27 protein-coding genes and 1 pseudogene are annotated in these 23,579 nt (G+C 62.5%); 6 read left to right on the top strand and 22 right to left on the bottom strand.

Annotation, left to right across the window (positions count from 1 at the left end; genetic code table 11):
* Positions 1–154: 154 nt before the first annotated feature.
* The 6 genes from NKJ09_RS04190 to NKJ09_RS04165 form a co-directional block, all read right to left on the bottom strand.
* Positions 155–916: a GntR family transcriptional regulator gene (locus NKJ09_RS04190; RefSeq protein ID WP_352493893.1), complete on the bottom strand. Its 762-nt coding sequence runs from the start codon at positions 914–916 to the stop codon at positions 155–157.
* Between the two features lie 70 nt (positions 917–986).
* Entirely contained in the window at positions 987–1,769 is a 783-nt protein-coding gene (locus NKJ09_RS04185; RefSeq protein ID WP_352493892.1) for an SDR family NAD(P)-dependent oxidoreductase, read from the bottom strand.
* Positions 1,770–1,867: 98 nt separating this feature from the next.
* A complete protein-coding gene (locus NKJ09_RS04180; protein WP_352493891.1) occupies positions 1,868–2,782 on the bottom strand; it encodes a PfkB family carbohydrate kinase in 915 nt (304 codons plus the stop codon).
* Complete coding sequence (uxuA, locus tag NKJ09_RS04175) at positions 2,779–3,978, bottom strand: mannonate dehydratase (protein WP_352515646.1); 1,200 nt, start codon at positions 3,976–3,978, stop codon at positions 2,779–2,781. Before uxuA ends, NKJ09_RS04180 begins: the two co-directional genes overlap by 4 nt.
* Before the next feature lie 153 nt (positions 3,979–4,131).
* Positions 4,132–4,791 carry a ThuA domain-containing protein gene (locus tag NKJ09_RS04170; RefSeq protein ID WP_352493889.1) on the bottom strand — a complete coding sequence of 220 codons (660 nt, stop codon included), beginning with the start codon at positions 4,789–4,791 and terminating at the stop codon, positions 4,132–4,134.
* A gap of 11 nt (positions 4,792–4,802) precedes the next feature.
* Positions 4,803–5,900, bottom strand: a complete 1,098-nt coding sequence (locus NKJ09_RS04165; protein ID WP_352493888.1) for a Gfo/Idh/MocA family protein — start codon at positions 5,898–5,900, stop codon at positions 4,803–4,805.
* 265 nt (positions 5,901–6,165) lie between these two features.
* Between NKJ09_RS04165 and NKJ09_RS04160 the strand changes: the two genes are divergently transcribed.
* A complete protein-coding gene (locus NKJ09_RS04160; RefSeq protein ID WP_352493887.1) occupies positions 6,166–7,074 on the top strand; it encodes a dihydrodipicolinate synthase family protein in 909 nt (302 codons plus the stop codon).
* On the opposite strand, the gene NKJ09_RS04155 is transcribed toward NKJ09_RS04160, so the two are convergent.
* From NKJ09_RS04155 to NKJ09_RS04130, 6 genes are all read right to left on the bottom strand, one after another.
* On the bottom strand, positions 7,075–7,476 hold the full coding sequence (locus tag NKJ09_RS04155) for a DUF1801 domain-containing protein (RefSeq protein WP_352482862.1): 402 nt from the start codon (positions 7,474–7,476) through the stop codon (positions 7,075–7,077).
* 89 nt (positions 7,477–7,565) lie between these two features.
* Positions 7,566–8,036, bottom strand: coding sequence for a DUF1801 domain-containing protein (locus NKJ09_RS04150; protein ID WP_023716564.1), 471 nt, complete (start codon positions 8,034–8,036; stop codon positions 7,566–7,568).
* A gap of 4 nt (positions 8,037–8,040) precedes the next feature.
* Entirely contained in the window at positions 8,041–8,271 is a 231-nt protein-coding gene (locus tag NKJ09_RS04145; protein ID WP_023716563.1) for a hypothetical protein, read from the bottom strand.
* Positions 8,272–8,357: 86 nt separating this feature from the next.
* On the bottom strand, positions 8,358–8,750 hold the full coding sequence (locus NKJ09_RS04140) for a VOC family protein (protein ID WP_352482865.1): 393 nt from the start codon (positions 8,748–8,750) through the stop codon (positions 8,358–8,360).
* 74 nt (positions 8,751–8,824) lie between these two features.
* Positions 8,825–9,235, bottom strand: coding sequence for an SRPBCC family protein (locus tag NKJ09_RS04135; RefSeq protein WP_352493886.1), 411 nt, complete (start codon positions 9,233–9,235; stop codon positions 8,825–8,827).
* Positions 9,232–9,555 carry an ArsR/SmtB family transcription factor gene (locus NKJ09_RS04130; protein WP_023716560.1) on the bottom strand — a complete coding sequence of 108 codons (324 nt, stop codon included), beginning with the start codon at positions 9,553–9,555 and terminating at the stop codon, positions 9,232–9,234. The genes NKJ09_RS04135 and NKJ09_RS04130 overlap by 4 nt, the downstream gene beginning before the upstream one ends.
* A 199-nt stretch (positions 9,556–9,754) precedes the next feature.
* Here NKJ09_RS04130 and NKJ09_RS04125 point away from each other — a divergent pair, with 199 nt between their 5' ends.
* The 4 genes from NKJ09_RS04125 to NKJ09_RS04110 all read left to right on the top strand — a co-directional run bounded on the left by NKJ09_RS04125 (position 9,755) and on the right by NKJ09_RS04110 (position 11,149).
* The gene (locus NKJ09_RS04125) at positions 9,755–9,997 is read left to right on the top strand and encodes a type II toxin-antitoxin system Phd/YefM family antitoxin (protein ID WP_352493885.1); all 243 of its coding nucleotides are present in this window, start codon (positions 9,755–9,757) and stop codon (positions 9,995–9,997) included.
* Entirely contained in the window at positions 9,997–10,422 is a 426-nt protein-coding gene (locus tag NKJ09_RS04120; protein WP_352482869.1) for a type II toxin-antitoxin system VapC family toxin, read from the top strand. The genes NKJ09_RS04125 and NKJ09_RS04120 overlap by 1 nt, the downstream gene beginning before the upstream one ends.
* A 99-nt stretch (positions 10,423–10,521) precedes the next feature.
* The gene (locus tag NKJ09_RS04115) at positions 10,522–10,752 is read left to right on the top strand and encodes an AbrB/MazE/SpoVT family DNA-binding domain-containing protein (protein ID WP_023716557.1); all 231 of its coding nucleotides are present in this window, start codon (positions 10,522–10,524) and stop codon (positions 10,750–10,752) included.
* The gene (locus tag NKJ09_RS04110) at positions 10,742–11,149 is read left to right on the top strand and encodes a PIN domain-containing protein (RefSeq protein WP_352493884.1); all 408 of its coding nucleotides are present in this window, start codon (positions 10,742–10,744) and stop codon (positions 11,147–11,149) included. Before NKJ09_RS04115 ends, NKJ09_RS04110 begins: the two co-directional genes overlap by 11 nt.
* Positions 11,150–11,213: 64 nt before the next feature.
* Here NKJ09_RS04110 and NKJ09_RS04105 read toward each other — a convergent pair whose 3' ends face one another.
* From NKJ09_RS04105 to NKJ09_RS04065, 9 genes and pseudogenes are all read right to left on the bottom strand, one after another.
* Complete coding sequence (locus tag NKJ09_RS04105; RefSeq protein WP_352493883.1) at positions 11,214–12,470, bottom strand: RNA polymerase sigma factor; 1,257 nt, start codon at positions 12,468–12,470, stop codon at positions 11,214–11,216.
* A 118-nt stretch (positions 12,471–12,588) separates the two neighbouring features.
* Positions 12,589–12,957, bottom strand: a complete 369-nt coding sequence (locus NKJ09_RS04100; protein WP_352482873.1) for a YciI family protein — start codon at positions 12,955–12,957, stop codon at positions 12,589–12,591.
* A gap of 399 nt (positions 12,958–13,356) precedes the next feature.
* Positions 13,357–14,139, bottom strand: a complete 783-nt coding sequence (locus NKJ09_RS04095) for an ABC transporter ATP-binding protein (protein ID WP_352493882.1) — start codon at positions 14,137–14,139, stop codon at positions 13,357–13,359.
* Positions 14,140–14,149: 10 nt separating this feature from the next.
* The gene (locus tag NKJ09_RS04090; protein ID WP_352494025.1) at positions 14,150–14,947 is read right to left on the bottom strand and encodes an ABC transporter permease; all 798 of its coding nucleotides are present in this window, start codon (positions 14,945–14,947) and stop codon (positions 14,150–14,152) included.
* A 97-nt stretch (positions 14,948–15,044) separates the two neighbouring features.
* Positions 15,045–16,046, bottom strand: a complete 1,002-nt coding sequence (locus NKJ09_RS04085; protein WP_023716550.1) for an ABC transporter substrate-binding protein — start codon at positions 16,044–16,046, stop codon at positions 15,045–15,047.
* 215 nt (positions 16,047–16,261) lie between these two features.
* Positions 16,262–16,993, bottom strand: coding sequence for a histidine utilization transcriptional repressor HutC (gene hutC, locus NKJ09_RS04080; protein WP_023716549.1), 732 nt, complete (start codon positions 16,991–16,993; stop codon positions 16,262–16,264).
* Positions 16,994–17,024: 31 nt separating this feature from the next.
* Positions 17,025–18,046, bottom strand: a pseudogene (locus NKJ09_RS04075) (zinc-dependent alcohol dehydrogenase).
* 15 nt (positions 18,047–18,061) lie between these two features.
* Positions 18,062–19,384: a histidinol dehydrogenase gene (gene hisD / locus NKJ09_RS04070; RefSeq protein ID WP_352482878.1), complete on the bottom strand. Its 1,323-nt coding sequence runs from the start codon at positions 19,382–19,384 to the stop codon at positions 18,062–18,064.
* 80 nt (positions 19,385–19,464) lie between these two features.
* Positions 19,465–20,238 (bottom strand): SDR family NAD(P)-dependent oxidoreductase, encoded by a 774-nt coding sequence (locus tag NKJ09_RS04065; RefSeq protein WP_023716546.1) that lies wholly within the window; start codon positions 20,236–20,238, stop codon positions 19,465–19,467.
* Positions 20,239–20,435: 197 nt separating this feature from the next.
* Here NKJ09_RS04065 and NKJ09_RS04060 point away from each other — a divergent pair, with 197 nt between their 5' ends.
* Entirely contained in the window at positions 20,436–22,496 is a 2,061-nt protein-coding gene (locus tag NKJ09_RS04060) for a N,N-dimethylformamidase beta subunit family domain-containing protein (protein ID WP_352493881.1), read from the top strand.
* Between the two features lie 55 nt (positions 22,497–22,551).
* On the opposite strand, the gene NKJ09_RS04055 is transcribed toward NKJ09_RS04060, so the two are convergent.
* Entirely contained in the window at positions 22,552–23,406 is an 855-nt protein-coding gene (locus NKJ09_RS04055) for an SDR family oxidoreductase (RefSeq protein WP_352493880.1), read from the bottom strand.
* Positions 23,407–23,579 lie beyond the last annotated feature (173 nt).

Below are 23,579 nucleotides of genomic sequence, written 5' to 3'. Positions count from 1 at the left end.
TCCTGAACAGGACCCTGCCGAAGGATCGCGATCGACAGTGGAAAAGCAGCTCCGCAAGGAGCAAGGCGGCGAGGGTCAAAATCGCAAAGCCGAGCCAGCTTCCGACAAATCCGGCAGCAAGACCAAGACGCCTTCGGAAGCGCGCAAGAAAGGCTCAGGCTTGGATTGAGCCGGCTGACGGCGGGCTCACGCTGCCGTTTGCCTCGAAATAATAGGGATAGCGCTGCTGGACGATTTCGAGCACCTCGAAGATGTGGCGAAGATGCATTCGCATTGCTTCTTCCGCCGCAAGCGCGTCGGCCTGCTCGAGCGCATCGACAATCCGCCGATGCTGGCCGAGGACCACCGACATGCTGTCGAGGCGCGGAAAAGACAGGAAGCGGAACCGGTCCATGTGCAGCTTCGCCGCGCTGATGTCGGCCCAGATTCCGGGAAACCCGGCATGACTGGCGATATGCTGGTGGAACAGCTCGTCCGACTTGAAGAAGCGCCTGTCGTCCGCGATGGAGGCGAACGTCTCCTGGACCGCCAGTTCGCCTTTGAGCATGGCAAGCAGGTCGGCACGGTGCGGGCTCTCGACGGCGCGCTTGATCAGGCCGACTTCGAGCGATTCGCGCAGGAACTGCGACTTCTCGAGATTGGCAATACGGAGCGGCGCCACCATGCTGCCGCGCTGCGGATAGATGTCGATCAGGCCAAGACCGGCCAGCCGGGCGAGCGCCTCCCTGACCGGCGTGCGGCTCACCCCAAGGGCTTCCGACATCGCCTTTTCCGAGATCCCTTCATGCGGCTTCAGGCGGAAGGTCAGGATCTGGTCGAGCAGAACCTCGAACGTCCTCGCCGCGACCGACGCGCCGGGGCCGGATTCGCCCAACCGCCCCTCGGTGATGGTCCGCATTCCCAAAAGCCCTGCCATCGGCAATCCCCTTAAAGGCTCTGCAGTTTCAAGCCGTTCATGAAATGCCTGCGCAAGCAGCAGCCCGGCGTTACTCCGTGCGCGGAGAACCGCCGATGCGCGCCAGCAGCCCGCCATCGACGCGCACGACCTCGCCAGTGACGAAGGAGGCATCGTCGGACAGCAGGAAGGCAACGACTGCGGCAATCTCTTGCGGCTGGGCGGTACGGCCGAGCGGATGCATGTTGTCGAGGATGCGCAGTATCTCGTCGGGGTTGTCGTTGAGCTTGACCGCATCCCGCAGCATCGGCGTGTCGACGGCGCCCGGAGCGACGGCATTGACGCGCACGCCGAGGGGCGCGTAGTCGACGGCCATCGATTTGACGAGGCCGATCAGGCCGTGCTTGGCCGTGCTGTAGGCCAGAACCCCTTCCTGGCTGGCCAGGCCCTGCACCGAGCTCATATGGACGATGGCACCGCGGCTTTGGCGCAGCAGCGGCATCGCCGCACGCGACAACAGGTAGGCAGCCTTGAGGTTGACGTTCATCACCTCGTCCCAAAGCGCCTCGTCCGTAGTCTCCACTGTTCCGTAACGCTGGATGCCGGCATTGTGGGAGAGCATGTCGAGCCCGCCGAACACGGACCGGGCAAGCTCGACGGCGCGGCCGCAGGCTTCTGTGTCGGCGGTTGAGCCAAGCACGGTGCGCACGGTCACGCCGCGCGCCGAAAGCTGCGCCGCGACCTCATCCAGTTGATCGCCCGCCCGGTCGAACAGGATAAGGTCGACGCCTTGCTCGGCCAGCCTTTCGGCGACAGCACGGCCGATGCCCATGGCTGCCCCGGTGACCAGTGCGCGTTTTCTGAATTCAGCCATTTATCCTCCAAGAACAGTTGCCGATCGATTACCATGGTAGTCGATCGGCGCAATTTGACGCGCTCTTTTCCGCGGAGCCGGCCCAAGCGTGTCCGGCATCATGCCGATCCTTGCATGAAAGCCAGCGTTTCCGCGCGCGTCGGTGCGCCAACACGTCCGCCAAAGCGCAGGCATTTCAGGGCGGCGGCGGCGCTGGCCACTGCTATGGCCCGCTCTTCGTCCCAACCTTCAGCCAGACCGAGGGCGAAGGTGCCGTGAAACACGTCGCCTGCCGCCAGGGTGTCGACGGCTTCGACCCGCGGCGACGGCAGGTGACGGACATCATTGCCACCCGGGTGCTGGAACGCGGTGCCGTTCGCCCCATCGGTGACGGCCACGAAGGCGCCGGTCCATTCGCCGAGGATAGCAACGGCAGAACCGGCGGATATCTCCGGACCGCAAAGGATGCGTGCCGCCGGCAGCGAAGCAACGACATGCGAGGCGATCGGCAGCAGCCGGTCGAGCACCGGTCGCGACGCGACATCTGCGTCAAGGACCGCCGGAATGCCGTATTCACGAGCTTTCGCCAGCGCCAGGGCGGCGGCTCCGGGCCAGCGGACATCGACCAGCACGGCGTCGAACTGGGAAAAATCCGCGGGTGGAAGGCGGTCCGGATCGGCTTGCGTGACGGCATCGTAGAAGGGCACGATCATACGTTCGCCGGCGGCGTCGACCAGGATCGTAGCAATGGCCGAGCGGCCGCCCTCGACCCTGCGCACCAGCGAACAGTCGACCCGCTCCGCCTCCATCTGGCCAATGACATCGCGGCCGACGGCATCGTCGCCGACGCTTGCCCATAGCCAGACCTGTCCGCCCTGGCGGCTGGCCGACGCGGCGGCGCTGGCCGCCATGCCGGCCGCGATCTGCACGGCCTCGCTTGGCAGGAACTTGCCGGCGCCGGAGGGCAGGACATCGAGGCGCAAGATCGTGTCGTAGGTGAGCGCGCCGACACAAAGCAGGCGGGGCGCCGTCATTGCAGCCGGTAGCCGCGCTGATGGGCAATCGCCGTCATCACGCCTCTCAGTTCGGCAAGGCCGCGAAGACGGCCGATCACGGGGTAGCCGGGATGGGTGTGCCGCGCGGCGTCATCGATCAGCTCGTGGCCATGATCCGGGCGAAACGGCAGCAGCGCCGCCGGTTCGCCGGCGTCGCGGCGGCGTTGCTGCTCGTCGAGCAAGATCGAGACCACCGAGACCATGTCGACATCGCCGCTCAGATGCTCCGATTCCATGAACGAGCCGTCCGGGTCCTTGCTGACATTGCGCAGATGCACGAACTTGACCCTATGCGCAAAGCGCCTGGCGATGGCAGGCAGGTCATTGGCCGGATTGGCGCCCAGCGACCCTGTGCACAAAGTAAGGCCGCTATGGGCCGATGGCACGGCATCCAGGATAAAGGCAATGTCGTCGGCGTTCTTGACGATCCGGCACAGGCCGACGAGATCGCGCGGCGGGTCGTCCGGGTGGATCGCCAGCGTGACGCCCGCCTCTTCGGCGGCCGGCAACACGTTTTCGAGAAAACGGACGAGGTTCTCGCGCAGCCGGTCGTGCGACAGGCTCGACTGCTCGGCAACCACTTCGCGCAATTCCGCTATGTCGTAGCGCTTGAAGGCGCCCGGCAGGCCGGCCATGATGTTGGCGAGCAGACGCTCTTTTGCCGTGTCCGGCGTCGTCTCGAACCATTCGCTTGCCCGCTGGAGAACATCGGACGCATAGTCGCGCTCCGATCCCTTGCGCTGCAGCATGTAGCAATCGAATGCGGCAAGCTCGTGCATGTTCATGCGGAGCGCCCGTCCGCCGCCCGGCAGCGGCGCAGCCAGGTCTGTGCGGGTCCAGTCGAGGATCAGCATGAAGTTGTAGCAGACCGTGCGCACGCCGCAGGCGCCGAGATTGCGCAAGGTCTGCCTGAAATTGTCGTAGAGCCGGTCGAGATCGCCGCGGCCGAGCTTGATGTCCTCGTGCACGGGGACGCTCTCGACGACGCTCCATTTGAGCCCCATCGCCGGATCCGCCTCTATCAGCGCCTGGCGCTGCCTGATGGCGTCGATCGGCCAGACTTCGCCGTAAGGGATGTCGTGCAGTGCCGTCACGATGCCGGTCGCGCCGGCCTGCCTGGCATGGGCAAGCGTTGCCGCGTCGCTCGGACCAAACCATCGCCACGTCTGCTCCATTCGACCTCCAACTGCGGAATTCCACGATCAGACCACAGGTGGTATTGAATACTACCATGGCAGTCAATTGCCTGCAGTCCTGTGCCTGGGTCGGCGTTTCGGGCGGCCGCCCTTTGAAAAATTACAACGATACGTGGCGTTCAGATTGAACGGCTACGCAAGGTCCGAGTTTCGGCTGGCCCAAATCGCGCCGCGTTCGAACATCGTGCGCATTTGCGGCACGGCGAACTCATCGGCGGTGTGGCCGAGCGCGCTATAGAAGACGCGGCCCTTGCCGTAGCGGCGCTTCCAGACGACCGGCATGACGACGCCGGCGATGAAGTCGAGATGCTCGCCGGTAAACGTCGTTGTCGCCAGCACCGCGTTGGTCGGATCGACATGCATGTAATACTGCTCAGAACGGTAGGCGAAACTATCGATGCCTTGCACAATCGGATCGTCTGGCCTGGTGATATCGACGTGATAGTCGATGATGTTGCCGGGATGGGCGACCCACTGGCCGCCGGTCATGAACTGGTATTCCGGCTCGTTGCGGAAGCTGTCGCACATCGTGCCGTGAAAGCCCGCAAGGCCGGTGCCGGCCCCGACGGCGCTGGTCAGGTTTTGCAGCTCCGGCTTTTCGATCGTCGACATGGTGATCACCGGGACAATGAGATCGAGCTTGCCCAGTTGCGGATCGGCGAGTGCCGAGGTCCCCTGCTCCAGCCGCACGTCGAAGCCGTTGCCGGTCAGCATCTCCTTGACGATTTCGGCGCTTCGGGCCGGGGTGTGACCTTCCCAGCCGCCCCAGAAAATCAGTGCCGTCTTGCTCATCGCATTATTCCCTATTCCAGAATTCCGAAAGGCAGATCGGCGTGCATCGGCGCCGGCCGGGCGCAGCCATATCTCAGGTCGATACGCTGGCCTATCTCTGCTGAAGAGATGATCGATTCCATGATTTCCAGGACATGGAGGGAAAGATCGAGGCTGGCGCGCTGTTGCCTGCCGGAGACGATCGCCTGCGCCATGTCGGCGAGGCCGAGGCCCCGGTAATTGCCGTCGCCATAGGAATGGATCTGATCGGCCACCGTCCAGTCGCCCTTGCGCTGGCTCGTCCTGACGTCGCCCTGGAACTGGTTGGGGTCGGAGACGATCATCGAGCCGGTGGTGCCGTAGAGCTCAATGTGATTGTGATCGTGCTTCCAGACGTCGAAGCTGGTGGTGATCGACACCGCCGCGCCATTCTCGAATGCGAGCAGACCGGAAATATGGGTCGGCACCTCGACCTGGATGGTTTCGCCCTGGCGCGGTCCAGAACCGATGGTACGAGTGGCATAGGATGACTTCGCCTGCCCGGTCACCGACTTTACCGGGCCTAGGAGATTGACCAGGCAGGTCAGATAGTAAGGTCCCATGTCGAGCATCGGCCCACCGCCGGGCTGATAGTAGAAATCTGGATTGGGATGCCAGAGCTCGTGGCCGGGCACCTGCATGAAGGCAGAGCCGGCGACAATGCTTCCAACGGTGTCCTCATCGACCAGCCGCCGCGCCGTCTGGTGGGAGCCGCCAAGAAAGGTGTCGGGTGCGCAGCCGATACGCACGCCCTTTTCGCGTGCGGCCGCGACGAGCCGCTCCGCGTCGCTGAGCGTCGTTGCTAGCGGCTTCTCGGAGTAGACGTGCTTGCCTTGCCCGACAGCCTGCAAACCGACCGGCACGTGATGCTGCGGCGTGGTCAGGTTGAGCACGATCTCGACGCGGGGATCGGCTAACAGCGCCTCGATCGGCATGGCAGCCAGGCCGTAGGCCGCTGCCTTGGCCTCAGCTGCCGTCCGGTTGATGTCGGTGACGCCGACAATGTCGAGCACCGGGAATTGTGGCGACGCCTTCAGATAGGCGTCTGAAATGTTGCCGCAGCCAATGATGCCGACACCGATCCTCCGCATGGGCTTCTCCTCAAAAGGCGGCATTGATGAAACAGCAGAACTCGTTTGTCACCCCCTTTTCGGCCAGGCGATGTTGTCCCGTGAAAAGGATTTACCTCGAGAGCCTCAGAACCGCGGCCCGATCACAATCGCGCGCCTATGCGCGAGCCGCTTGCTTTCGAGGTCGAACGCCCGGTACTCAGCAACACTGCTTCATGTAGCTTGCTCGACATTCTTGATGCCGGCGTTGAGCACTGCACCGATTTTCACCGGTAGAAGGACGCACATGATCCGCCCACAAGGAACCATCGCACCGATCCTGACGCCGTTCGAAAACGACGGCCGCATTGCCCGCGACCTCTGGATATCACACGCCAAGTGGGTGCTGGATCAGGGAGCGCATTTCCTGTCGCCGTTCGGTACCACGGGCGAGGCGTTGTCCGTCTCGTTGCGCGAGCGCATGCAAGCGCTGGAGTGGCTGGTCGAGGCCGGCATTTCGCCAAGCCATCTGATGCCCGGCACCGGTGTCACAGCACTTGCCGAAACCGTCGAGCTGACGGCGCATGCGGTCGGTCTCGGCTGTGCCGGGGTGATGGTGCTGCCGTCGTTCTTCTATACGGCCGCCGGCGACAACGGACAGGCCCGCTACTACAGCGAGCTGATCGAACGGGTGGCGAACCCGGCGATGAGGATGATCCTCTACCACATCCCGCAGAATTCCGGCGTACCGGTGAGCCCGGCGCTGACCGCCCGGCTGAGCGAAGCGTTTCCCGATGTCGTGGTGGCCTACAAGGACAGTGCCGGTGACTGGAACAACACCGCGGCGGTCATTGCGGCAGCCCCAAAGGTCGCGGTGTTTCCGAGCTCGGAAGCACAGCTGACGAAAGGCCTCGCCAACGGTGCTGCGGGGTGCATCTCGGCGACGGTCAATCTGAATGCGGCAGCGATCCGGGCCCTCTATGACGCAACGCTGGCGGGAGAGGACATTACTGACGCGGAGGCCGGCATCAAGGCGTTCCGCAAAATCATCCAGGATGCCGGCCTCATCGCTGCGATGAAGGCGGTCCTGTCAGCACGATCGGGCGACAGGCGGTGGCTGAACCTGCGCGCGCCGCACGAGAATGCAACGCAGACCACCGGCGAAGCTTTGCTCGCCGCTCTCGGCCCGCTAGCCGACCATATCGGCCGGAGCTGACTATCGGGCAGCGTTCAGGGCGGCAGCAGCGCGTATCAGCGCCTTGAACGCATTCTCATTTATAGCCTCGCCCTCACGGATATCGATGGCGCGCCTGGTGTTGCCTTCGAGGCTGGAGTTGAACAGGCCTGAAGGGTCCTGCAGCGAGGCGCCCTTTGCGAAGGTCACTTTCACGACGTTCTTGTAGGTCTCGCCAGTGCAGATTATTCCGGCGTGCGACCACACCGGAACGCCTCGCCACTTCCACTCCTCGACCACTTCCGGGTCGGCCTGCTTGACGAGAGCGCGGACATGCGAAAGCGTCTGGCCTCGCCAATCGCCCAGCTCGCTGATCCTCGCATCTATCAGCTGAGAGGGAGAGTTGCCTGCATTTCCTTCCATCGAGCCACTCTTCATCGTCATTGTCGCTTTCCCTAGGGTTGTTGCCGCTCGCCCGTCACATGAATACCGCTAGTCGGCACCTGGTTTGCGGGAATGACTGGCATTCCCACTCACATTCGCTCGCCCGGCAATTGGCTGGCTTGCTTCACCCAGGCGGCCAGTTGAGTTTCGTCCAGCTGGTCGTCCTGGCGGATATCGAGGTAGCGCACGTCCTTGTGCTTGGACTCGCCTGGAGGGACAGGATGCAGCGACGCGCCGCGGAAGAAAGCCAGCTTGATGTACTTTGTGAAGCAATGGAAGTTGAGGAACCAGCCTTGACCCTCTACGCCATAGAAGGGCGAGTTCCATTTGACGGCCTTGCGCACGTTGGGCACGCTGCGCACGATGAGCGCGTCGAGGCGGCGCCCGACGTCGCGTTTCCAGCCCGGCATGGCCGCGATGTAGGCTTGCACAGGGGCGTCGCCATCGGCCTTCGCTATCTGCGGGTTGCCGCCTGCGAGGAGGACCGGCTTGGCAGCGGCAGGGTTGGCGGCGGGCTTCTTCGCGACCGCCAATGACCTGATGGACGTCTTGTTGGCCATGCGTTCACTCCAATGCGCCGGTGCCCCCTGCGTTGCGCCACTTGGGAGCGTAAGGCAGCACGAACATGTACAGACCGGTAAGCAGGAGCAAGCCGAGCGGAAACAGCGGCAAAAGGTATACCCAGTAGGCGGGTTCCTTGCCTGCTCCCAGGCTGATGAAGATAGCGGCGACGACCGCCGCAAAGATAATCGACAGCCAGCGGTGGATCTGCCGAACCCATTTGTTCCAATCCATTGAGACCTCCTCTGAAGACGAACCGAAGCGGATCGGCGGCCCGTTTGGCGACTCCCGCCGGGCAGCCACGCCACTGAACGCGTGCCTTACCAGCGCGCCAGCTGGGTGATTTGAACGACATTGCCGCAGCCGTCGTTCAGCTGGGCGATGGTCGAGCCGGTTACTTCGGTCGGCGGCATGGTGAATTCGGCGCCGCGCGCTTTGATACGCTCGTAGTCGCTCTTGATGTTGTCGCTGAAGAACATGACCGCGGGCTGGCCCTGCTGGAACATGGCTTTCTGGTAGGTCTTTGCGGCCGGGTTGTCATTGAGCGCGAGTTGCAGCTCGGCACCGTCCGGCTCGTCGGGTGATGCGACGGTCAGCCAGCGAAACGGCCCATTGCTGAAATCGGCCTTCTTCGTAAAGCCGAGCGTTTCGGTGTAAAAGCCCAGAGCCTTTTCCTGGTCATCCACGTATACTTTGGTCAACTTGATCTTCATTGGCTTGCCTCCATTATCGCCCCGCCATCTGCCGCTCTGTAACAGAGCCCGTGCTTGAATAGCGCCCGCGGACCTCAGTCCGTCCGCGCCAGAACCTGCTCCAGATCGTCAAAGAACCTCGGCCAGCCGACTTTGGCACCCCGGAAGTAAGGCTGCTGATCCGGCCGGAAGCCCGACTGCTCCATGCGCAAGCGGACCCCGGTACTCGTGGGGATGAGGGTCCAGGAGACGACACTCTTGAGATCCTTGGTATCCCACGTGTAAGTCAGCGTTCTGTTCGGCTCGACCGTCTGGACCTGACATTCGACGGAGCCCCAGGCTGCGTGAAGATTAAAACGGTGGTCCGCGACAGGCTTGAAGTCGTTTTTCATGAGCCACTCCTCGATCAAGTGTGGTTGCGTGAGCGCGCGCCAGATCTTCTCGGGCGGATAAGCGATCTCCCGTTCGACAACGACGGAGAGTGTTTCGGTCGACGTTCGGTTCACTGGTCCATCCTTTTGAGCAGGTCTTCGAGGTCGTCGAACCGGCTCTGCCAGAACCCGGTCATCTGGCTTGTCCAGTCGATCAGGGGGGCAAGCGCAGCAAGCTGCGCGCTATAGTGGGTCTGTCGTCCTGCATGGCGGTCGCGCACCAGCCCCGCCTGCCTCAAAACCCCGAGATGCTTCGACACGGCCGGTTGCGAGATCCCGGCCTGAGCCGTCAGAGCCCCGACCGTCTGCTCTCCTTCGCGACACAGTCGCTCAAAAATAGCGCGCCGAGTCGGATCGGCAAGCGTTCTGAAGAGTACATCGTGAGCGTTTGGCATTGGGATCGATAACCCTTCGGCTATTGATCGATGTATAACCATTGGGATATGTATTAGTCAAGCGGAAAGCGGCATAATTCTCGTTGCAGGAGCGATCACCTGCTTCGCTCACGCAGCCAGTTGCTCATTCGCCGTACTCTGCGCTGGAATCGTCAAGCGTGATGCGCTATATGACCATCTACATGGTCAGGAGCGTGACATGGACGTGGTCAATCTGGCGGACGCCAAGGCACATCTGAGCGAGCTCGTCGACCGGGTCGAGGCTGGAGACTCGATCGACATCACCCGGCGTGGCAAGCCGGTCGCCCGACTCACGGCCGTGGCCCGCCCCCGCAGGCGGATCGACGCCGTCCTGCTCCAATCCCTGACCGCAACCATGCCTCTGCAGGCTCAGGCCGCCGCCGATCTGGTGCGATCGATGCGAGATGGCGATCGCTATTGATGCTTTATCTCGACACTTCGCTGATCGTAGCAGCGCTATCCAACGAAGCCATGACCGCGCGCGTTCAGGGCTGGCTGGCGGAGCAGGACCCAGCGCAACTTGTGATCAGCGACTGGACCATCACCGAGATGTCCTCCGCCATGGCGATCAAGCTTCGGACCGGACAGATTGACCTGGAGCAGCGCGCAGCAGCGCTCGCGATGTTCAACAAGCTGGTCGCCGAGAGCTTCACCGTGCTGCCGGTGACGGGCGGGCATTTTCGGGTCGCCGCGAAATTCGCCGATCAGCATACGCTCGGGCTTCGTGCTGGCGACGCCCTGCACCTCGCGACGGCATCCGAGCATGGCGCCACGGTGCGAACCCTCGACCAGCGGCTCGCCGAGGCAGGGCCGATACTCGGCGTGCCGACGCAGTTGCTGGCATGATCAAGGCTCCTCCTTCAATGCATATATCCCGAGTTGCCTTGATCTCGACCACTTCTGGATATACATTTCTCCTGGCGTATATCTAGGAGAGGAAGTGGCATGCAGGTCGCCAAATGGGGAAACAGTCTTGCGGTCCGCCTTCCCGCCGCTGTGGTCGAAGCGCTTGAACTCAGGGAAGGCGATGAGATCGAAATCCATGTCGCTGACGCCCGCCAGCTTGGCGTGGCGCGGAAGCCCGGGCGCGAGGAGTTGCTGAAGCGTCTCCGCGCCTTCCGTGGTCGGCTCCCCGCTGACTTCAAATTCGATCGGGACAAGGCGAATGCCCGTTAGTTTTTTTGATACCAATGTCCTACTTTATATCGCGTCAAGCGATACGGCGAAGGCTGATCGGGCCGAGGCGGCCATCGCTGCTGGCGGGGCGATCAGCGTGCAGGTTCTCAACGAACTCGCCAACGTCGCGCGTCGGAGGATGCAAATGTCATGGACCGACACGCATGCGCTGCTGACCATGCTGCGCGGCCTGTTGACGGTTCATCCGCTCACGCTCGAGACCCACGAAACAGGATTGAGGCTCGCCGAGCGGTACAGCCTTTCTACCTATGACGCGATGATCGCGTCCGCGGCGATTCACGCTGGCTGCGATACACTTTTGTCAGAGGATATGCAGCACGGAATGGCGCTCGACGATGGCTTGCGCATCGTTAATCCCTTTCGCGTTGCGGGTTGATCTCGCTCATTGAAGGCGGCTTTCGGCCTTGCCGAGCGGCGTTTCAGGCACCGAGGGCGATGCTTCAACCACAAGCGTCGGCGCGGGCGAGGAGAAAGGCCGCTTCCCGCGCGTTGCGGGTGAGCTTGGCCGCCGCCTCGAATTCGGCGCGGGCCTCTGCCAGCCGGCCGGCCCGAAACAGAAAGTCGCCCCTCGCTGCCGGCAATGGCGCATAGTTGCGCAGGGCGGCGGCGCCGGCAATCTCGTCTACCAGCCGCAGGCCCGCCTCAGGCCCGAAGGCCATGCTGTGGGCGACCGCTCGATTGAGATCGACCACCGGCGAGGGCATCACTGCTCGCAGCCGGCCGTAGAGCGCTGCGATGCGGGGCCAATCGGTATCGGCCGGACTGCGCGCCCGCGCATGGCAGGCTGCAAGCGCGGCTTGTAACGCATAGGGGCCATCGCCCCCGAGAGCTTCGGCGCGGGCCAGCGCGTCAAGGCCTCGGCGGATCAGCAGTTGGTCCCAGCGTGCGCGGTTTTGCTCGGTCAGGGTCAAGAGGGCGCCGTCCGGCCCGATGCGTGCGGGCAGGCGCGATGCCTGGATTTCCATCAGAGCCAGCAGGCCGAACACTTCGGCATCCTCGGGCATCAGCCCCGCCAGCATACGGCCCAGCCGTTGTGCCTCCAGGCACAGGCCCGGCCGGACAAGGTCGTCGCCGGCCGTGGCAGCATAGCCTTCATTGAAGATGAGATAGATGACCTCCAGCACCGAGGACAGACGGGCCGCACGCTCGGCACCGCGCGGCACCTCAAAGCTGAGCCCGGCCTTTCCGATCGTCTTCTTTGCGCGGACGATGCGCTGGGCGATCGTCACCTCGCTCGACAGGAAAGCACGGGCGATCTCGTCCGTCGTCAGACCGCCGATGACACGCAGCGTGAGCGCCGCGCGGGCGTCGGCCGAAAGTACGGGGTGGCAGGCTGTGAAGATGAGGCCCAGCAGCTCGTCGCCAAGATCGTCGTTGATGGCCATTTCGATCACCTCGGCCGCGCCGTTGCACTCGCCGTCAAGCTCCCGCGCGATCTCCTCATGCTTGCGCCCGCGCATCTTGTCGCGACGGATCGCGTCGATGGCGCGGCGTTTGGCGACCGTCATCAGCCAAGCGCCGGAATTGGCCGGCACGCCGGCCCTGGACCATTCGGACAGGGCTATGACCAGGGCGTCTTGCACCAGTTCCTCTGCAAGGTCGACATTGCGCACGAGGCGGACCAGACCCGCGATGAGCCGGGCCCGTTCAATGCGAAAAATCGCTTCGATCACCTGGTGCGTCTCGCCTGCAGTCATGCTGTCTTGTCGGCCAAAGCCATAACGGAGGCAAGCAGATTGCGGCCGACAGTCTCGGTTGCCGCTGAGCTTCTCGCGCGTTCGGTCATGGATTTCCGTGACCTCCGGCATCAGATTTTCATTGCCAATCAGCCATTTCGTACAGCGGCCGGATTTCGATCTCGCTCGGTCCCGGCATGGGATTGGGGCAGCGCTTCACCCAGGCGACCGCCTCGTCCATATCCTTGACTTCCCAAAGCCAAAAGCCGGCGACCAGCTCGCGGGTCTCGGCGAAAGGCCCGTCGATGACGGTGCGGCGGGAACCATCAAACGCAACGCGCTTGCCCTGCGAGGAGGGCTTGAGGCCGTCAGCGTCGAGCAAGATGCCGGCATTGCGCAGCTCATCGTTAAATCTGCCCATCGCCTCCATCGCCTCCTTAGCCTCGGGCGTGGGGAGAAAGCCCTTTTCGCTGTCCTCGGTAGCCTTCACGAGCACCATCACACGCATCGTCTGTCTCCTTGTTTGAGCCGGCCTCATAGGCCGGCATCGGAACGACGAACGGAGTTTAGGAAATCGACATTGTCCTGCAAATTTTTTTCGACGGTTGAGGCGCGGGACGCCAATGGCCGCTTCCGGGTCAGGAATCGCGACGGTGCGATATTGAGATTGGGCGCTTGACGGGCGCCCGAGTCACAAGCTCGAACACGAGTTTCAAGAACGCGTTGATCGGGCGAAGCTCCTGCTACCCTTCAGACGGCCGCGAATGAACCTGTGGACCGGCTTGTGATCGGCAATCCGTAGCGGCATCAGGCGTTATCCGGCTGAAACTCCGTCTTCCGAGACGGTCCCCGCGCCCAGCCGCGTTCGTTGCGCTGCTCTTGGACCTGACACGCATGAGTGACCCGCCTAAACCATTTCGGGACGTTTTGAAGCCTCGCGGATCGCTTTGTGCACGCTGCGCTGCAAATCCATGAAGGCCGGGGTTTCCATGACCTCTTCCCGGCGCGGGCGCTCGATGTCGACATTGAAGGTCTGCATGATGCGTCCCGGGCCGATCCCCATCACAACGATGCGGTCCGACAGGTAGACCGCCTCTTCCACATCATGGGTGACGAAGAGCACGGTGAGCCTGTGCTCCTCCCAGATCTGCGTCAGGAGTTCCTGCATCTGATGCCTGGTCAAGGCATCGAGCGCGCCAAAGGGCTCGTCCATCAGAAGCATTTTGGGTCGATAGGAAAGAGCACGCGCTATAGCCACACGTTGCTTCATGCCGCCCGAAAGCTCAGACGGGTAGCGATTGGCGCTGTGCGGGAGCTTGACCAGATCGAGATGCTCGCGTGCTATCCTGCGGCAGGTCGCGCGATCATGACCCGCGGCCTTGAGCGCGAACTCGATATTCTGCTGCGCCGTCAGCCAGGGAAGCAGGGTGTAGGACTGGAAGACGACGCCGCGGTCGAGACCCGGCTGCAGGATCGGCGAGCCATCGATGGCAAGATCTCCTGCGTCGAAATCCTGCAGTCCGGCAACGATCGACAGCAGCGTGCTCTTGCCGCAACCCGACGTGCCTACCAGCGAGACGAACTCGTTGTCGGCAAGATCGAGATTGATATCGCGCAACACTTCCGTGCGCCGCGCGCCCGTGCCGAAGCTCTTGTGGAGACCTTTGATCCCCAATTTGGGCAAACTCATCGGCCCGGCCTCATTGCACGTGGCCCTCCTGCCGGAACAACACTTTTCCCAGTGCCTTCATGACCTGGTCGGTGATGAGACCAAGCACGCCCAGCAGCAGGATGTAGCCGATGATGGTGTTTGTCTGGAAATAGCGCTGGGACACGGTGATGCGGTAGCCGAGGCCTGATGTCGCCGCGACAAGTTCCGCCAACACCAGCCAGGTCCATGCCCAGCCGAGACTGATGCGCAGCGTATCCCAGATGCCTGGCAAGGCGCTGGGAACCACGATGCGCGTCAGGATCTTGCGATCCGGCAGGCCGAGCGTCCTGCCAAGGCCAATGAAATCAGCGGGAACCCGCTTCACATTGTCCATGATCATCAGCACCTGCTGGAAGAAGGTGCCGATGAAGATGATCAGGAACTTCTGCGCATCGCCCGTCCCGGACCACAGGATGGAGAGGGGCACGAACGCGACCACCGGCATGTAGCGGATGAAATCCACAAGCGGGTCGATCGCCGCTTCCCAGGTCCGGAAGCTGCCGATCAGCACGCCAATCGGAATCGCCAGGGCCGAGGCGATGAGGAAGCCAATGGAAATACGGTATATCGAGGTCCTGAGATCCAGCCACAGCGTGCCGTCACCCGCGAGCTTGCCGAGTTGGGTCACCACGCTTCCCGGCGAGGGCAGGAAAATCGGCTTTACCAGCCCAAGCCCCGTTGCCGCCCACCAGGCGAGGCCGAGGCCGGCAAAGACGGCCACCGCTATCATCAGGAAGCGCGAGCGTGCGATAGGCGCGCCGATCCCGGAGGATCGGCGACGGCGCATCGGCTGTTTGGTCACCGGCACCGGTGCTGCGTGAGACGGGCTTGGCTTGGTCGCACGCTGCTCGGACATTTGCGTCACCACCGCGAGCCGGCCCTCGTCATTTCGCGGCCTTGACGAATGACGGGTCGATCATCTGCTCCGGCGTCACGTCCGCCTGAAGCAGCCCGGCGTTCTTGGCGGCCGCCTCGACATCGGCGAATGTCTTGGTGGAAAATTCGCCCGTCAGCGCATCCTTGTTTTCGGCGAGAGTATAGTAACGCACGCCATCAAAGGCGGTGTTGAGGTCTTCGACGCTCGAACCGACCGCCTTGGAGATGATCGCCCGGCCGTCGGGCGTGTCGGCGTTGTAGGCCTTCAGGGCCGCATCCCAGGTCTTGATCATGGCAAGCACCTGGCCGGGACGCGACTTGATCACCTCATCGCGCACCACGAACACGTCGCTGATCAGGCCGGGATCTTCGCCCGCGGTGAAGAGCAGCTTGACATCCTTGTTCTGCGCCCTGGCCGCGGTGAGATAGGGCTCATAGGTAACCGCGACCGGCACCTGGCCAGCGATCAACGCACTGCCGGCATCCGCCGCCGGCATCGGAACCGGCTGGACATCGGCGATGGACATGCCGTTCTTGGCCAGCGCGTATTTGAGCAGGATGTCGCTCGTCGTGCCTTCCTCGAAAGCGACCTGCTTTCCCTTGAGGTCAGCGACGGAGGCGATGTCCTTGCCGGCGATCATGGCATCAGCCGTCATGCTGACGTCGAGCAGAAGCACGATCTTCACCGGCAGGCCGGCCGCAACCATGCCCATGGCCGTGTGGGTCGCGATATTGGCGGCATCGAGCTGGCCGCTGGCCAAGGCGGCGTTGATGTCCTTGTCCTCGGCGAAGTTCACGATCTGAACGTCGGACAGCCCGCTTGCCTTGAACAGTCCCTTGGCTTCGGCGACATGCCACTGGCCATAGCCAAGCCATGGCTCGATGCCGATCTTGAATGTTCCTGCCTCAGGCGTCGCCGGAATGGTTGTATCGGCCGCGTAGGCCGCCGGGGCGAACCCGACGGCAGCAGCCATAACGAGTGCCCGAAATTGTCCTGCTAGGTTACGCATCGTCTTGTTCCCCTTGATGATCAGGCCGCTTTTTTTGAACCAAACATCCGGCCTGGTGAGAATGCGGGCTTCTGCTCTTGCGGCACCGTGCCTCGGCATCTTAGCGTCAGTTCAACCGAAGTGCGACGACACTTCAACGTCAGCAACAGCGGATGTCAAGGCTAAATACATACATGCATATACAAGTCAGACCTCTCTGAATCGCTTCACTGCGATCAGGTTTTTTTGGACGGAGAATACCGACTGCCAAGCGAGTAGCGGCTTCCAACGTAAGTCAGCTTGCTGATCGTGGCAACGACGGCGCCCGTCCATGTCCGGCGATGCAGAAGCAGGCAGCAGCTGCCCGCATCGATGCCCAGATGCCGCGCCGTTTCGGCATCGGCAGGGGTCGCCGAAATGATATGCTCGACCTCCGTCACCGGGGTTTTCTGCATGAGATAGTCGTAGGTCGCTGTCCTGGAAAAATCCTGCTTGTCATAGTCGGGTATCAGGCCCGGGTTGACGAAGCGCTCTTCCAGTTGCACAGGCAGGTCGTTCTCGAAGTTGACGACAATGGAATGATAGATCGACGCGCGCTTTGCGAACTCGAACGAAAGCGCGAGTTCCTTTGTCGGCATGATCTCTTCGAGGACGATAACCGCGGAGCGATGCCTGTTTCCCCGCGCGACAATTTCCGCCGCGATGTTGTTGATCTCGATCAGTGCGGATTGCGGTCGAGGTGGCGCGATGAATGTGCCGACGCCCTGGAGCCGGATCAGAAAACCCGCAGAGGTCAACTCCCGCAAGGCACGATGAACCGTCATCCGAGACACGCCGAGTGTCGCCACGAATTCATTTTCGGACGGCAGCTTCCGATCCTTGCTCCATCGCCCCGTTCCGATGTTCGTCAGGATGTAGTCCTTGACCTTCTCGTAAAGAGGGCTGGCGGTGTCGGGCAAAGAGATCATTTCAAAAATCCTTTCCGGCAATGTTCGGAAATCACACGCGCCCGGCAGACCGCATCCGGATGATTGTTTTCAAGCCATCGCCCTGCCCCGCCAACAGCCGCTCATAGGCTGCGGGAACATCATCCAGACCGATCTCGCGGTCGATCAGTTCGACCATGGGCTCGGTCAATTCGCCAAGCATCCGGATGGCGTCGGGAAGCTCATCTGCAAAGGCGTGGCATCCCAGCAATGTGATTTCGCGTTCAACCAGGAGGTTGGGATCGATATCGAGGCGCCCATGGAATATGCCGACCATCGCAACGATGCCGCCGGCATCGAGAACGCCGAGCAGCTGGCTGAGTGCTGCGATGCTGCCGGTCGCTTCGACGGCAGCGAGCAAGGGGCATCAGCGGTCGCCGCGGCAATGGCGTCCCGGTTCAAGTCGACGATGCTGGCGTCTGTCACCCGCGCCACCCGGGCGCATCGGCCAGGGTTGCGATCGGCGACGAGCACGGTACCTGCGAAGGTTCGAGAGAGCAGCAGCGCGGCAAGACCGCCAATGGTGCCGCAGCCGACGACAAGAACGGAGCCGACCGTTTTCGGCAGACGCCGCACTGCATGCAACGCTACAGCCAGCGGCTCGGCCATCGCCGCGACCCGTTCGTCAAGCGCGGTATCGACGACGTGCAGCAGGCGTGCGGGCAGGACCGCTTGTTCGGCAAATCCGCCGTCGCATATTTCGCCAACAAAGCCCAGCGACGTGCAAAGATGCCGCCTGCCTGCATGGCATTGCGCGCACTCTCCGCACCAGAAGCGGGAATCGGCGACCACTCGGTCGCCAACAGCGACGGTGTCCACGCCCTCGCCGATGGCGATCACCGTGCCTGTCAGTTCATGGCCTGCCGTCGAAGGCGACCGGCTTATCCACTGGCCCGTGCGGAAGTTGTGGAGATCGGAACCGCAGATGCCTGCGGCATCGACCCTCAGCTTCACCCAGCCCACCTCGGGAGCGCCTGGCGCGGCGATATTCTCGACGCGCAAGTCGCCGGGTCCATGGAGTCGTGCCGCCCTCATCATCATCGTTTCCGCTCAGCCGGCGAGATAGCGATCGCGGATCTCCGAAACCGCGTTCTCGTGCGAGCTGAACCCTTCGTAACGGGCGAGCCTGCGGGCATGCAGTGCGAGTTCCGGATAGGCGGCCGAGGTCACATAGCCGACTGATGATCTCTTGACGAAATCCGTCACAGAAAGCGGTCCGAAGGTTCGCGCCCACCGGCTGGTCGGCAGCACCGCATTGGGCCCGAGGACGAAGTTGGCGAGGGTCACCGGGGTATGCGGCCCCATGAGGATCTCGGCGGCTTCTGTGATACGTCCGAGATGCGCAAATGGCTCCGTTGACAGAATCTCGAGATGCTCCGGCGCATAGTCGTTGATGAAGCGGTAGCTGTCCTCCAGCGATTCGGTCAGCACAATACCGCCGCGTTTTCCGGTGAGCACGGCGCGCGAGAACTCCACGCGCTGTTCGGTCATCCGGGACCAGTGTTCCGGTATCGCAATCAACGCGGCTTCGGCGACCTTGCGGCTGTGCGTCACCAGATAGGCGGACGAATCCGGCCCGTGCTCGGCCTCGATCAACAGGTCAAGAGCGGCCAGGCCGCCGTCGATGCTGTCATCGGCAAAGATGATCGCTTCGGACGGACCGGCGGGGAGACCCGTGTTGACGATCGGGGACAACACGCTCTTTGCCGCCACTACCCACGGGCTCCCCGGTCCGACGATCTTGACGGCGGGCTTCACAGTCTCGGTTCCATAGGCGACAGCGGCAACCGCATGGGCGCCGCCGCACTTGTACACGGTCTCCACGCCGGCGAGGCGGGCGGCAACCAGCGTCGCGGCATCGACGGAACCATCCGAAGTCGCAGGCGTCACGATCGCGATCTGCGGAACCCCGGCAATCACCGCTGGAACCGAGGTCATCATCGTCACCGAGGGGAAGGCGCCTTTGCCGCGCGGAACATAAAGCGCAACCGAAGCGATCGGTGTGTATCGGTCACCCGCATAGGCGCCAGGCCGAACTTCCTTGAGCCACATCGTCTCCGGGCGCTGCTCCTCGTGGAAATGCCTTATGTTCTCGATGCCAAACCGGATACTCTCCACGACATCCTTGTCGACCTTGTCGAATGCCGCATCGAACTCCGCTTCCGAAGCTTTCAGTCCACCGTCGGCAACATCGGCTTTGTCGAGCTCGCGCGCAAACCGGAGCAAGGCCGCGTCACCTTCATTCTTGACGGCCTGGATGATTGGACGGACCTTTTCGATGAAGGAAGACAGATCTCCTTCGGCGCGTTTAAGTAAATTGGCGCGCTGATCGACACTGAGGGATGACAGGCGGTGGAAGCTGACGTCAGACATGGCGGCTCCTTTTCTTAGTACGCAATCACGGTTAGCGCTTGTCGATCACTTCTGGGACACGTCTCCAGTCCCTGAAGCCTTCAAATCGATGCGAGAAAGCCTCCATCCACGGGAATGGACTGGCCCGTTATGTAGGCTGCCGCATCCGAAGCGAGGAACACCGCGATTCCGTGCAGGTCCGAGAGATCACCAAAACGGCGCTGCGGAATCTTGGCGAGCATCGATTGCTGCCATGCCTCGTTGCTGTAGAACACGTCTGTCATCGCTGTCCTGAAATAGCCAGGCGCGATGGCGTTGACCCGGATCCCGAGATCGGCCCACTCCGCCGCAAGCGCCCGCGTCATGCCGAGGAGGCCTGATTTCGACGAGCCGTAAGGCACCGCCGTGGGAATCCCGACCTCGGAGGTCAACGAGCAGAGATTGATAATGACGCCGGGCCGTCCGGCGTCTCTCATCTGCCGCGCGGCGGCTTGGGCGCAGAAGAAGGCGCCTTTGAGATTCGTATCGACAATCCTGTCCCACAAGGCCTCGTCGACATCGAGCGAGGGGCGGACCTCTTCCACACCCGCATTGTTGACGAGAATATCGAGACCTCCGAGCAGGCTGCCGGCCTCGGCTGTCGCCGCCCGGCATTGGTCGACATCGGTGACGTCCAGGGCGATGGCATGCGCGGCCCCGCCGGCAGTGCGGATGGCGGCCACCGTCTCCTCGAGCGAGGCCACGCTGCGCGCCGTGATCGCGACGTCGGCGCCGGCTGCGCTGAGCGCCTCGGCGATGCTGCGCCCGATGCCACGGCTTGCGCCGGTTACAAGCGCCTTCCTGCCTGACAGGTCGAAGAGAGATGCGTTGCGCATGTCATCCTCCTTGGTAATGTCGCGCTTGGACCGATCGCGTCGAGACTATCCGAATGCAGCTTATCTATACAAGCATGTACATCATGGCGGTAGTGCGCCATGCGGAACTTTGCTTGTCAGAGCGGCAGCGTATTGGCCGGCATCGGACCGGTCTGCGCGGTTCGCCGCAGCCCATCTGGAGTTCATCGGGAGGATAGATGAAGCGCGCAGTAGACCACGACGCGATGAGCGTGGTTGGTTATACCACCCCCTGGAGTGCCAAAGCAGGCCAGCAGATCAACCTCAGCCTGTCATGCGATCGGCCGATAAAGGCCACACGAATTTGCCGACTCGACAAGCCGGCTCCGGAATTTCTGGCCTGGTCCATCGAAGCGGTGGGTGAACCACGGCATCGGCATTTCGACCAAGGGTCGTTCCTGTTCGTGCGAGCCGGCGAACTGGCCAAAGTACAAGCCGTCCACGGCATTCGTTTTGAGCTGTTCCTCACGCGCAACGGAGGTGCGCGTACGATCCTGGAAGCAGGCGCCCTCGGGCTGCGCCTCCGCGACGGCGCATTTGCCCTGGAAATCGGCGGCGAAACCTTTGTCGAGAGGAAGGCGCCAACTGGTGTGTGGCTCACTGTCGAGTTGGATCTGCGGCAGGAGCAGCCGCGTCTGCGGATCAAATCGCATGATCTCCTCGCGCCTTACGAACTTCGTGAAGGTTTTGGCAGCCCTGCGCGGAACCTTCAAGCGCACGGCATCCATTTCGGCGCAAGTGCTACTCACCACGAACCTACCCTCAACGCGAAATTTGCCGCGATCCGGCTCGAGACACCGCAGGGGACCATTGCCTGGGATTTCCCGACGCTGTTACCAACGCAGCCGATCCTGTCGTCGGGCAGAGCAGATCCGCTGCTCCTCGATGTGATCAATCAGCCAGCCTTCTGCATGACTTCGGCACGCTGGGACGGATCGAGCTTCGAACCTCGCTTCGTGCCGTCGCACTACGACGCTATCCATTGCCACGACGACGACATCGGCCCGCTTGAGTGGCCGGCATCGCACTGCGTGACAATCCCTGAAAACGCACGCCCAGGCGTCTACGCGTTCCAGATCGAATGGGAGGATAGCTACGAACGCGTGGTGTTCTTCGTCACCTCATCACAGGTTTCGTCGCCGCTGTTGTATCTCGTGCCGACGGCCACCTATCTCGCTTATGCGGACGAATATCTCCCAGATCATCTTTATGAATGGAAAAGCGACGACCGGGGACATCGCTTCGCGGTCGCCAACAATCTGAAGTCTCTTTACGACTACCACTCCGACCTTAGCGGCGTTTCTATCTGCTCCTACAAAAAGCCGAAAGTGACGCTCAGGGACGATTACGATTATCCCCTCTGCGGCTGCCCACACAATTTGCCGGTCGATCTGCACTTCCTCCGATTCTGCCACGACAATGGAATCGTGTTTGACGTCATGACCGATCATGATTTGCACGAATGCGGTATAGACGGTCTGCGTGGACACCAAGCGGTCGTCACCGGCAGTCATCCCGAATATATGTCGATCGAGATGGAGCAGGCGCTGCGGCAGTTTGTGGCCGAAGGCGGCAGCATCGCCTATCTCGGCGGAAACGGCTTCGCCGCCACTGTGGCTTTCAAGGACGATCTGATGGAGCTGCGGCGCTCGCCGCTGGAGGCCGGCCGCACGTGGGACGGCCCGGTCGCCGAACAAGCGCTGTCGATCACCAACGAACCAGGCGGCTATCTCCGCTCCCGTGGCCGCGGCGAATTCTCGCTGATCGGTGGCGCGATCTCACTGATGGGATTCGAAGGCGCACGCCCCTTCACGCGCACTGACGAAAGCCATGAAGCAGGATGCGCATGGCTGTTCGAAGGCGTTGAAAATGCGACCTTCGGTTCGGACGGCATCGTGCTGGGCGGTGCCGCGGGCTACGAAGTGGATGCGACGGATCCAGCCCTCGGCACATCCGCGGACACCGTCGTGATCGCGCGTGCGACGGGATTTCCCGACAGCTTCTTCCAGGATCCGACGCGCTGGTGCGAGGGCGGGGATACGCAACGCATCGCCCGCCGCTGCGCCGAAATGACCCTGCGAAAGCTCGCAGCAGGCGGCTTGATCTTTTCGGCAAGCTCGGTTGCCTGGTGCGGCGCGCTGCCAGCCGCAGGCGCCATGAACGATGTCGGCAGGATCACGTTTAATCTGCTTAACCGCCTCGGCGCGACGAAAGGAGAACCCGGCCGAGAAAATCGATAAGCTGATTGGTCTCATTACGAGAAAGACCGCATCCTCAAGTCGCTGAGCCCAGCCTTCAACCGCGCAATGCGGCCGCGACGAGGCTTTGCATCGAAGTGGTCGGACGACCGATCAGCCGCCCGAGGGCGCCTCCGTCATCGAACAACGCTCCGCGTGAGGCTGCGGCGTCGGTATCGGCCAGAAGCGCAGCGAGGTCGGCCGGCAGCCCGGCCCCCGCCAACACATCCTGATAGGCGGCTTGGGAAAAATCGTTGTAGGCGATAGCCTTGCCCGACTGCCGCGAGACCTCCGCCGCAAGCTCGGCGAGCGTAAAGGCTTGGTCTGCGGCGAGCTCGTACGTCTTTCCCGCATGGTCGTCGGTCGTCAGCACCACGGCTGCGGCCTCGGCATAGTCCCGCCGCGCTGCGGACGAGAAACGCCCGTCTTTCGCGGCGCCGACGAAGGCGCCGTGCTCCAGAGCCGCCGGAAGCGCCAGCAGATGGTTCTCGGTGTACCAGCCATTGCGCAGGATGACGGCGGGAACGCCCAAGTCCGCGATGACCTCCTCCGTCTGCCGGTGCTCGATTGCGAGCGTTGCGGAAGACGTGTCGGCATGCAGCATGCTGGTGTAAGCGATCAGCGAAACTCCGGCGCGTTGGGTTGCCTCGATCACCGCCCGATGCTGCGGCAGGCGGCCGCTGACCTCGGTCGACGAAATCAGTAGCAGTTTCTGGACGCCGGCGAAGGCCGGGGCGAGCGTGTCGGGACGGTCGTAGTCCGCCTCCCTTACGATCACACCGAGCTCCGCCAGATCGCTGGCCTTTGCCGGATTGCGAACCGCCGCGACGATCCGGTCGGCGGGAATGGTCTTCAGCAGTGCCTCGATCACGAGACGGCCAAGCTGTCCTGTTGCTCCAGTTATTGCATACATCGTTCAGTCCATTTCGTGGTTGTGTGATTGGAGAGCCTTCGAATAGCGGCCATCGTTACCATTGGAAACCACGTATCTTGCGGTTACCGCCATTTTCCGGTAACCAACTGGAAACTCCTCGAGAAGGGTGTGCGATGGTTCTCAAGGCGCGAAAGAAGGTGAAGGCTCCCCCC

Origin of the sequence: Mesorhizobium sp. M0189, assembly GCF_040322135.1 — a bacterium.
Classification (GTDB): Bacteria; Pseudomonadota; Alphaproteobacteria; order Rhizobiales; family Rhizobiaceae; genus Mesorhizobium.
This window is presented reverse-complemented; position numbering and strand designations above follow the sequence as displayed.

Bases quoted from the DNA above. Each gene is read 5' to 3' on its own strand.
- NKJ09_RS04090 (WP_352494025.1), bottom strand. From the start codon at position 14,947: ATGCGCCGTCGCCGATCCTCCGGGATCGGCGCGCCTATCGCACGCTCG.
- hisD (WP_352482878.1), bottom strand. From the start codon at position 19,384: ATGTCTGACGTCAGCTTCCACCGCCTGTCATCCCTCAGTGTCGATCAG.
- NKJ09_RS04060 (WP_352493881.1), top strand. From the start codon at position 20,436: ATGAAGCGCGCAGTAGACCACGACGCGATGAGCGTGGTTGGTTATACC.
- NKJ09_RS04190 (WP_352493893.1), bottom strand. From the start codon at position 916: ATGGCAGGGCTTTTGGGAATGCGGACCATCACCGAGGGGCGGTTGGGC.
- NKJ09_RS04140 (WP_352482865.1), bottom strand. From the start codon at position 8,750: ATGAAGATCAAGTTGACCAAAGTATACGTGGATGACCAGGAAAAGGCT.
- hutC (WP_023716549.1), bottom strand. From the start codon at position 16,993: ATGATCTCTTTGCCCGACACCGCCAGCCCTCTTTACGAGAAGGTCAAG.
- NKJ09_RS04155 (WP_352482862.1), bottom strand. From the start codon at position 7,476: ATGACGATGAAGAGTGGCTCGATGGAAGGAAATGCAGGCAACTCTCCC.
- NKJ09_RS04120 (WP_352482869.1), top strand. From the start codon at position 9,997: ATGCTTTATCTCGACACTTCGCTGATCGTAGCAGCGCTATCCAACGAA.
- NKJ09_RS04145 (WP_023716563.1), bottom strand. From the start codon at position 8,271: ATGGATTGGAACAAATGGGTTCGGCAGATCCACCGCTGGCTGTCGATT.
- NKJ09_RS04110 (WP_352493884.1), top strand. From the start codon at position 10,742: ATGCCCGTTAGTTTTTTTGATACCAATGTCCTACTTTATATCGCGTCA.
- NKJ09_RS04055 (WP_352493880.1), bottom strand. From the start codon at position 23,406: ATGTATGCAATAACTGGAGCAACAGGACAGCTTGGCCGTCTCGTGATC.
- NKJ09_RS04105 (WP_352493883.1), bottom strand. From the start codon at position 12,470: ATGACTGCAGGCGAGACGCACCAGGTGATCGAAGCGATTTTTCGCATT.
- NKJ09_RS04185 (WP_352493892.1), bottom strand. From the start codon at position 1,769: ATGGCTGAATTCAGAAAACGCGCACTGGTCACCGGGGCAGCCATGGGC.
- NKJ09_RS04165 (WP_352493888.1), bottom strand. From the start codon at position 5,900: ATGCGGAGGATCGGTGTCGGCATCATTGGCTGCGGCAACATTTCAGAC.
- uxuA (WP_352515646.1), bottom strand. From the start codon at position 3,978: ATGGAGCAGACGTGGCGATGGTTTGGTCCGAGCGACGCGGCAACGCTT.
- NKJ09_RS04095 (WP_352493882.1), bottom strand. From the start codon at position 14,139: ATGAGTTTGCCCAAATTGGGGATCAAAGGTCTCCACAAGAGCTTCGGC.
- NKJ09_RS04065 (WP_023716546.1), bottom strand. From the start codon at position 20,238: ATGCGCAACGCATCTCTCTTCGACCTGTCAGGCAGGAAGGCGCTTGTA.
- NKJ09_RS04085 (WP_023716550.1), bottom strand. From the start codon at position 16,046: ATGCGTAACCTAGCAGGACAATTTCGGGCACTCGTTATGGCTGCTGCC.
- NKJ09_RS04130 (WP_023716560.1), bottom strand. From the start codon at position 9,555: ATGCCAAACGCTCACGATGTACTCTTCAGAACGCTTGCCGATCCGACT.
- NKJ09_RS04100 (WP_352482873.1), bottom strand. From the start codon at position 12,957: ATGCGTGTGATGGTGCTCGTGAAGGCTACCGAGGACAGCGAAAAGGGC.
- NKJ09_RS04170 (WP_352493889.1), bottom strand. From the start codon at position 4,791: ATGAGCAAGACGGCACTGATTTTCTGGGGCGGCTGGGAAGGTCACACC.
- NKJ09_RS04160 (WP_352493887.1), top strand. From the start codon at position 6,166: ATGATCCGCCCACAAGGAACCATCGCACCGATCCTGACGCCGTTCGAA.
- NKJ09_RS04125 (WP_352493885.1), top strand. From the start codon at position 9,755: ATGGACGTGGTCAATCTGGCGGACGCCAAGGCACATCTGAGCGAGCTC.
- NKJ09_RS04150 (WP_023716564.1), bottom strand. From the start codon at position 8,036: ATGGCCAACAAGACGTCCATCAGGTCATTGGCGGTCGCGAAGAAGCCC.
- NKJ09_RS04115 (WP_023716557.1), top strand. From the start codon at position 10,522: ATGCAGGTCGCCAAATGGGGAAACAGTCTTGCGGTCCGCCTTCCCGCC.
- NKJ09_RS04180 (WP_352493891.1), bottom strand. From the start codon at position 2,782: ATGACGGCGCCCCGCCTGCTTTGTGTCGGCGCGCTCACCTACGACACG.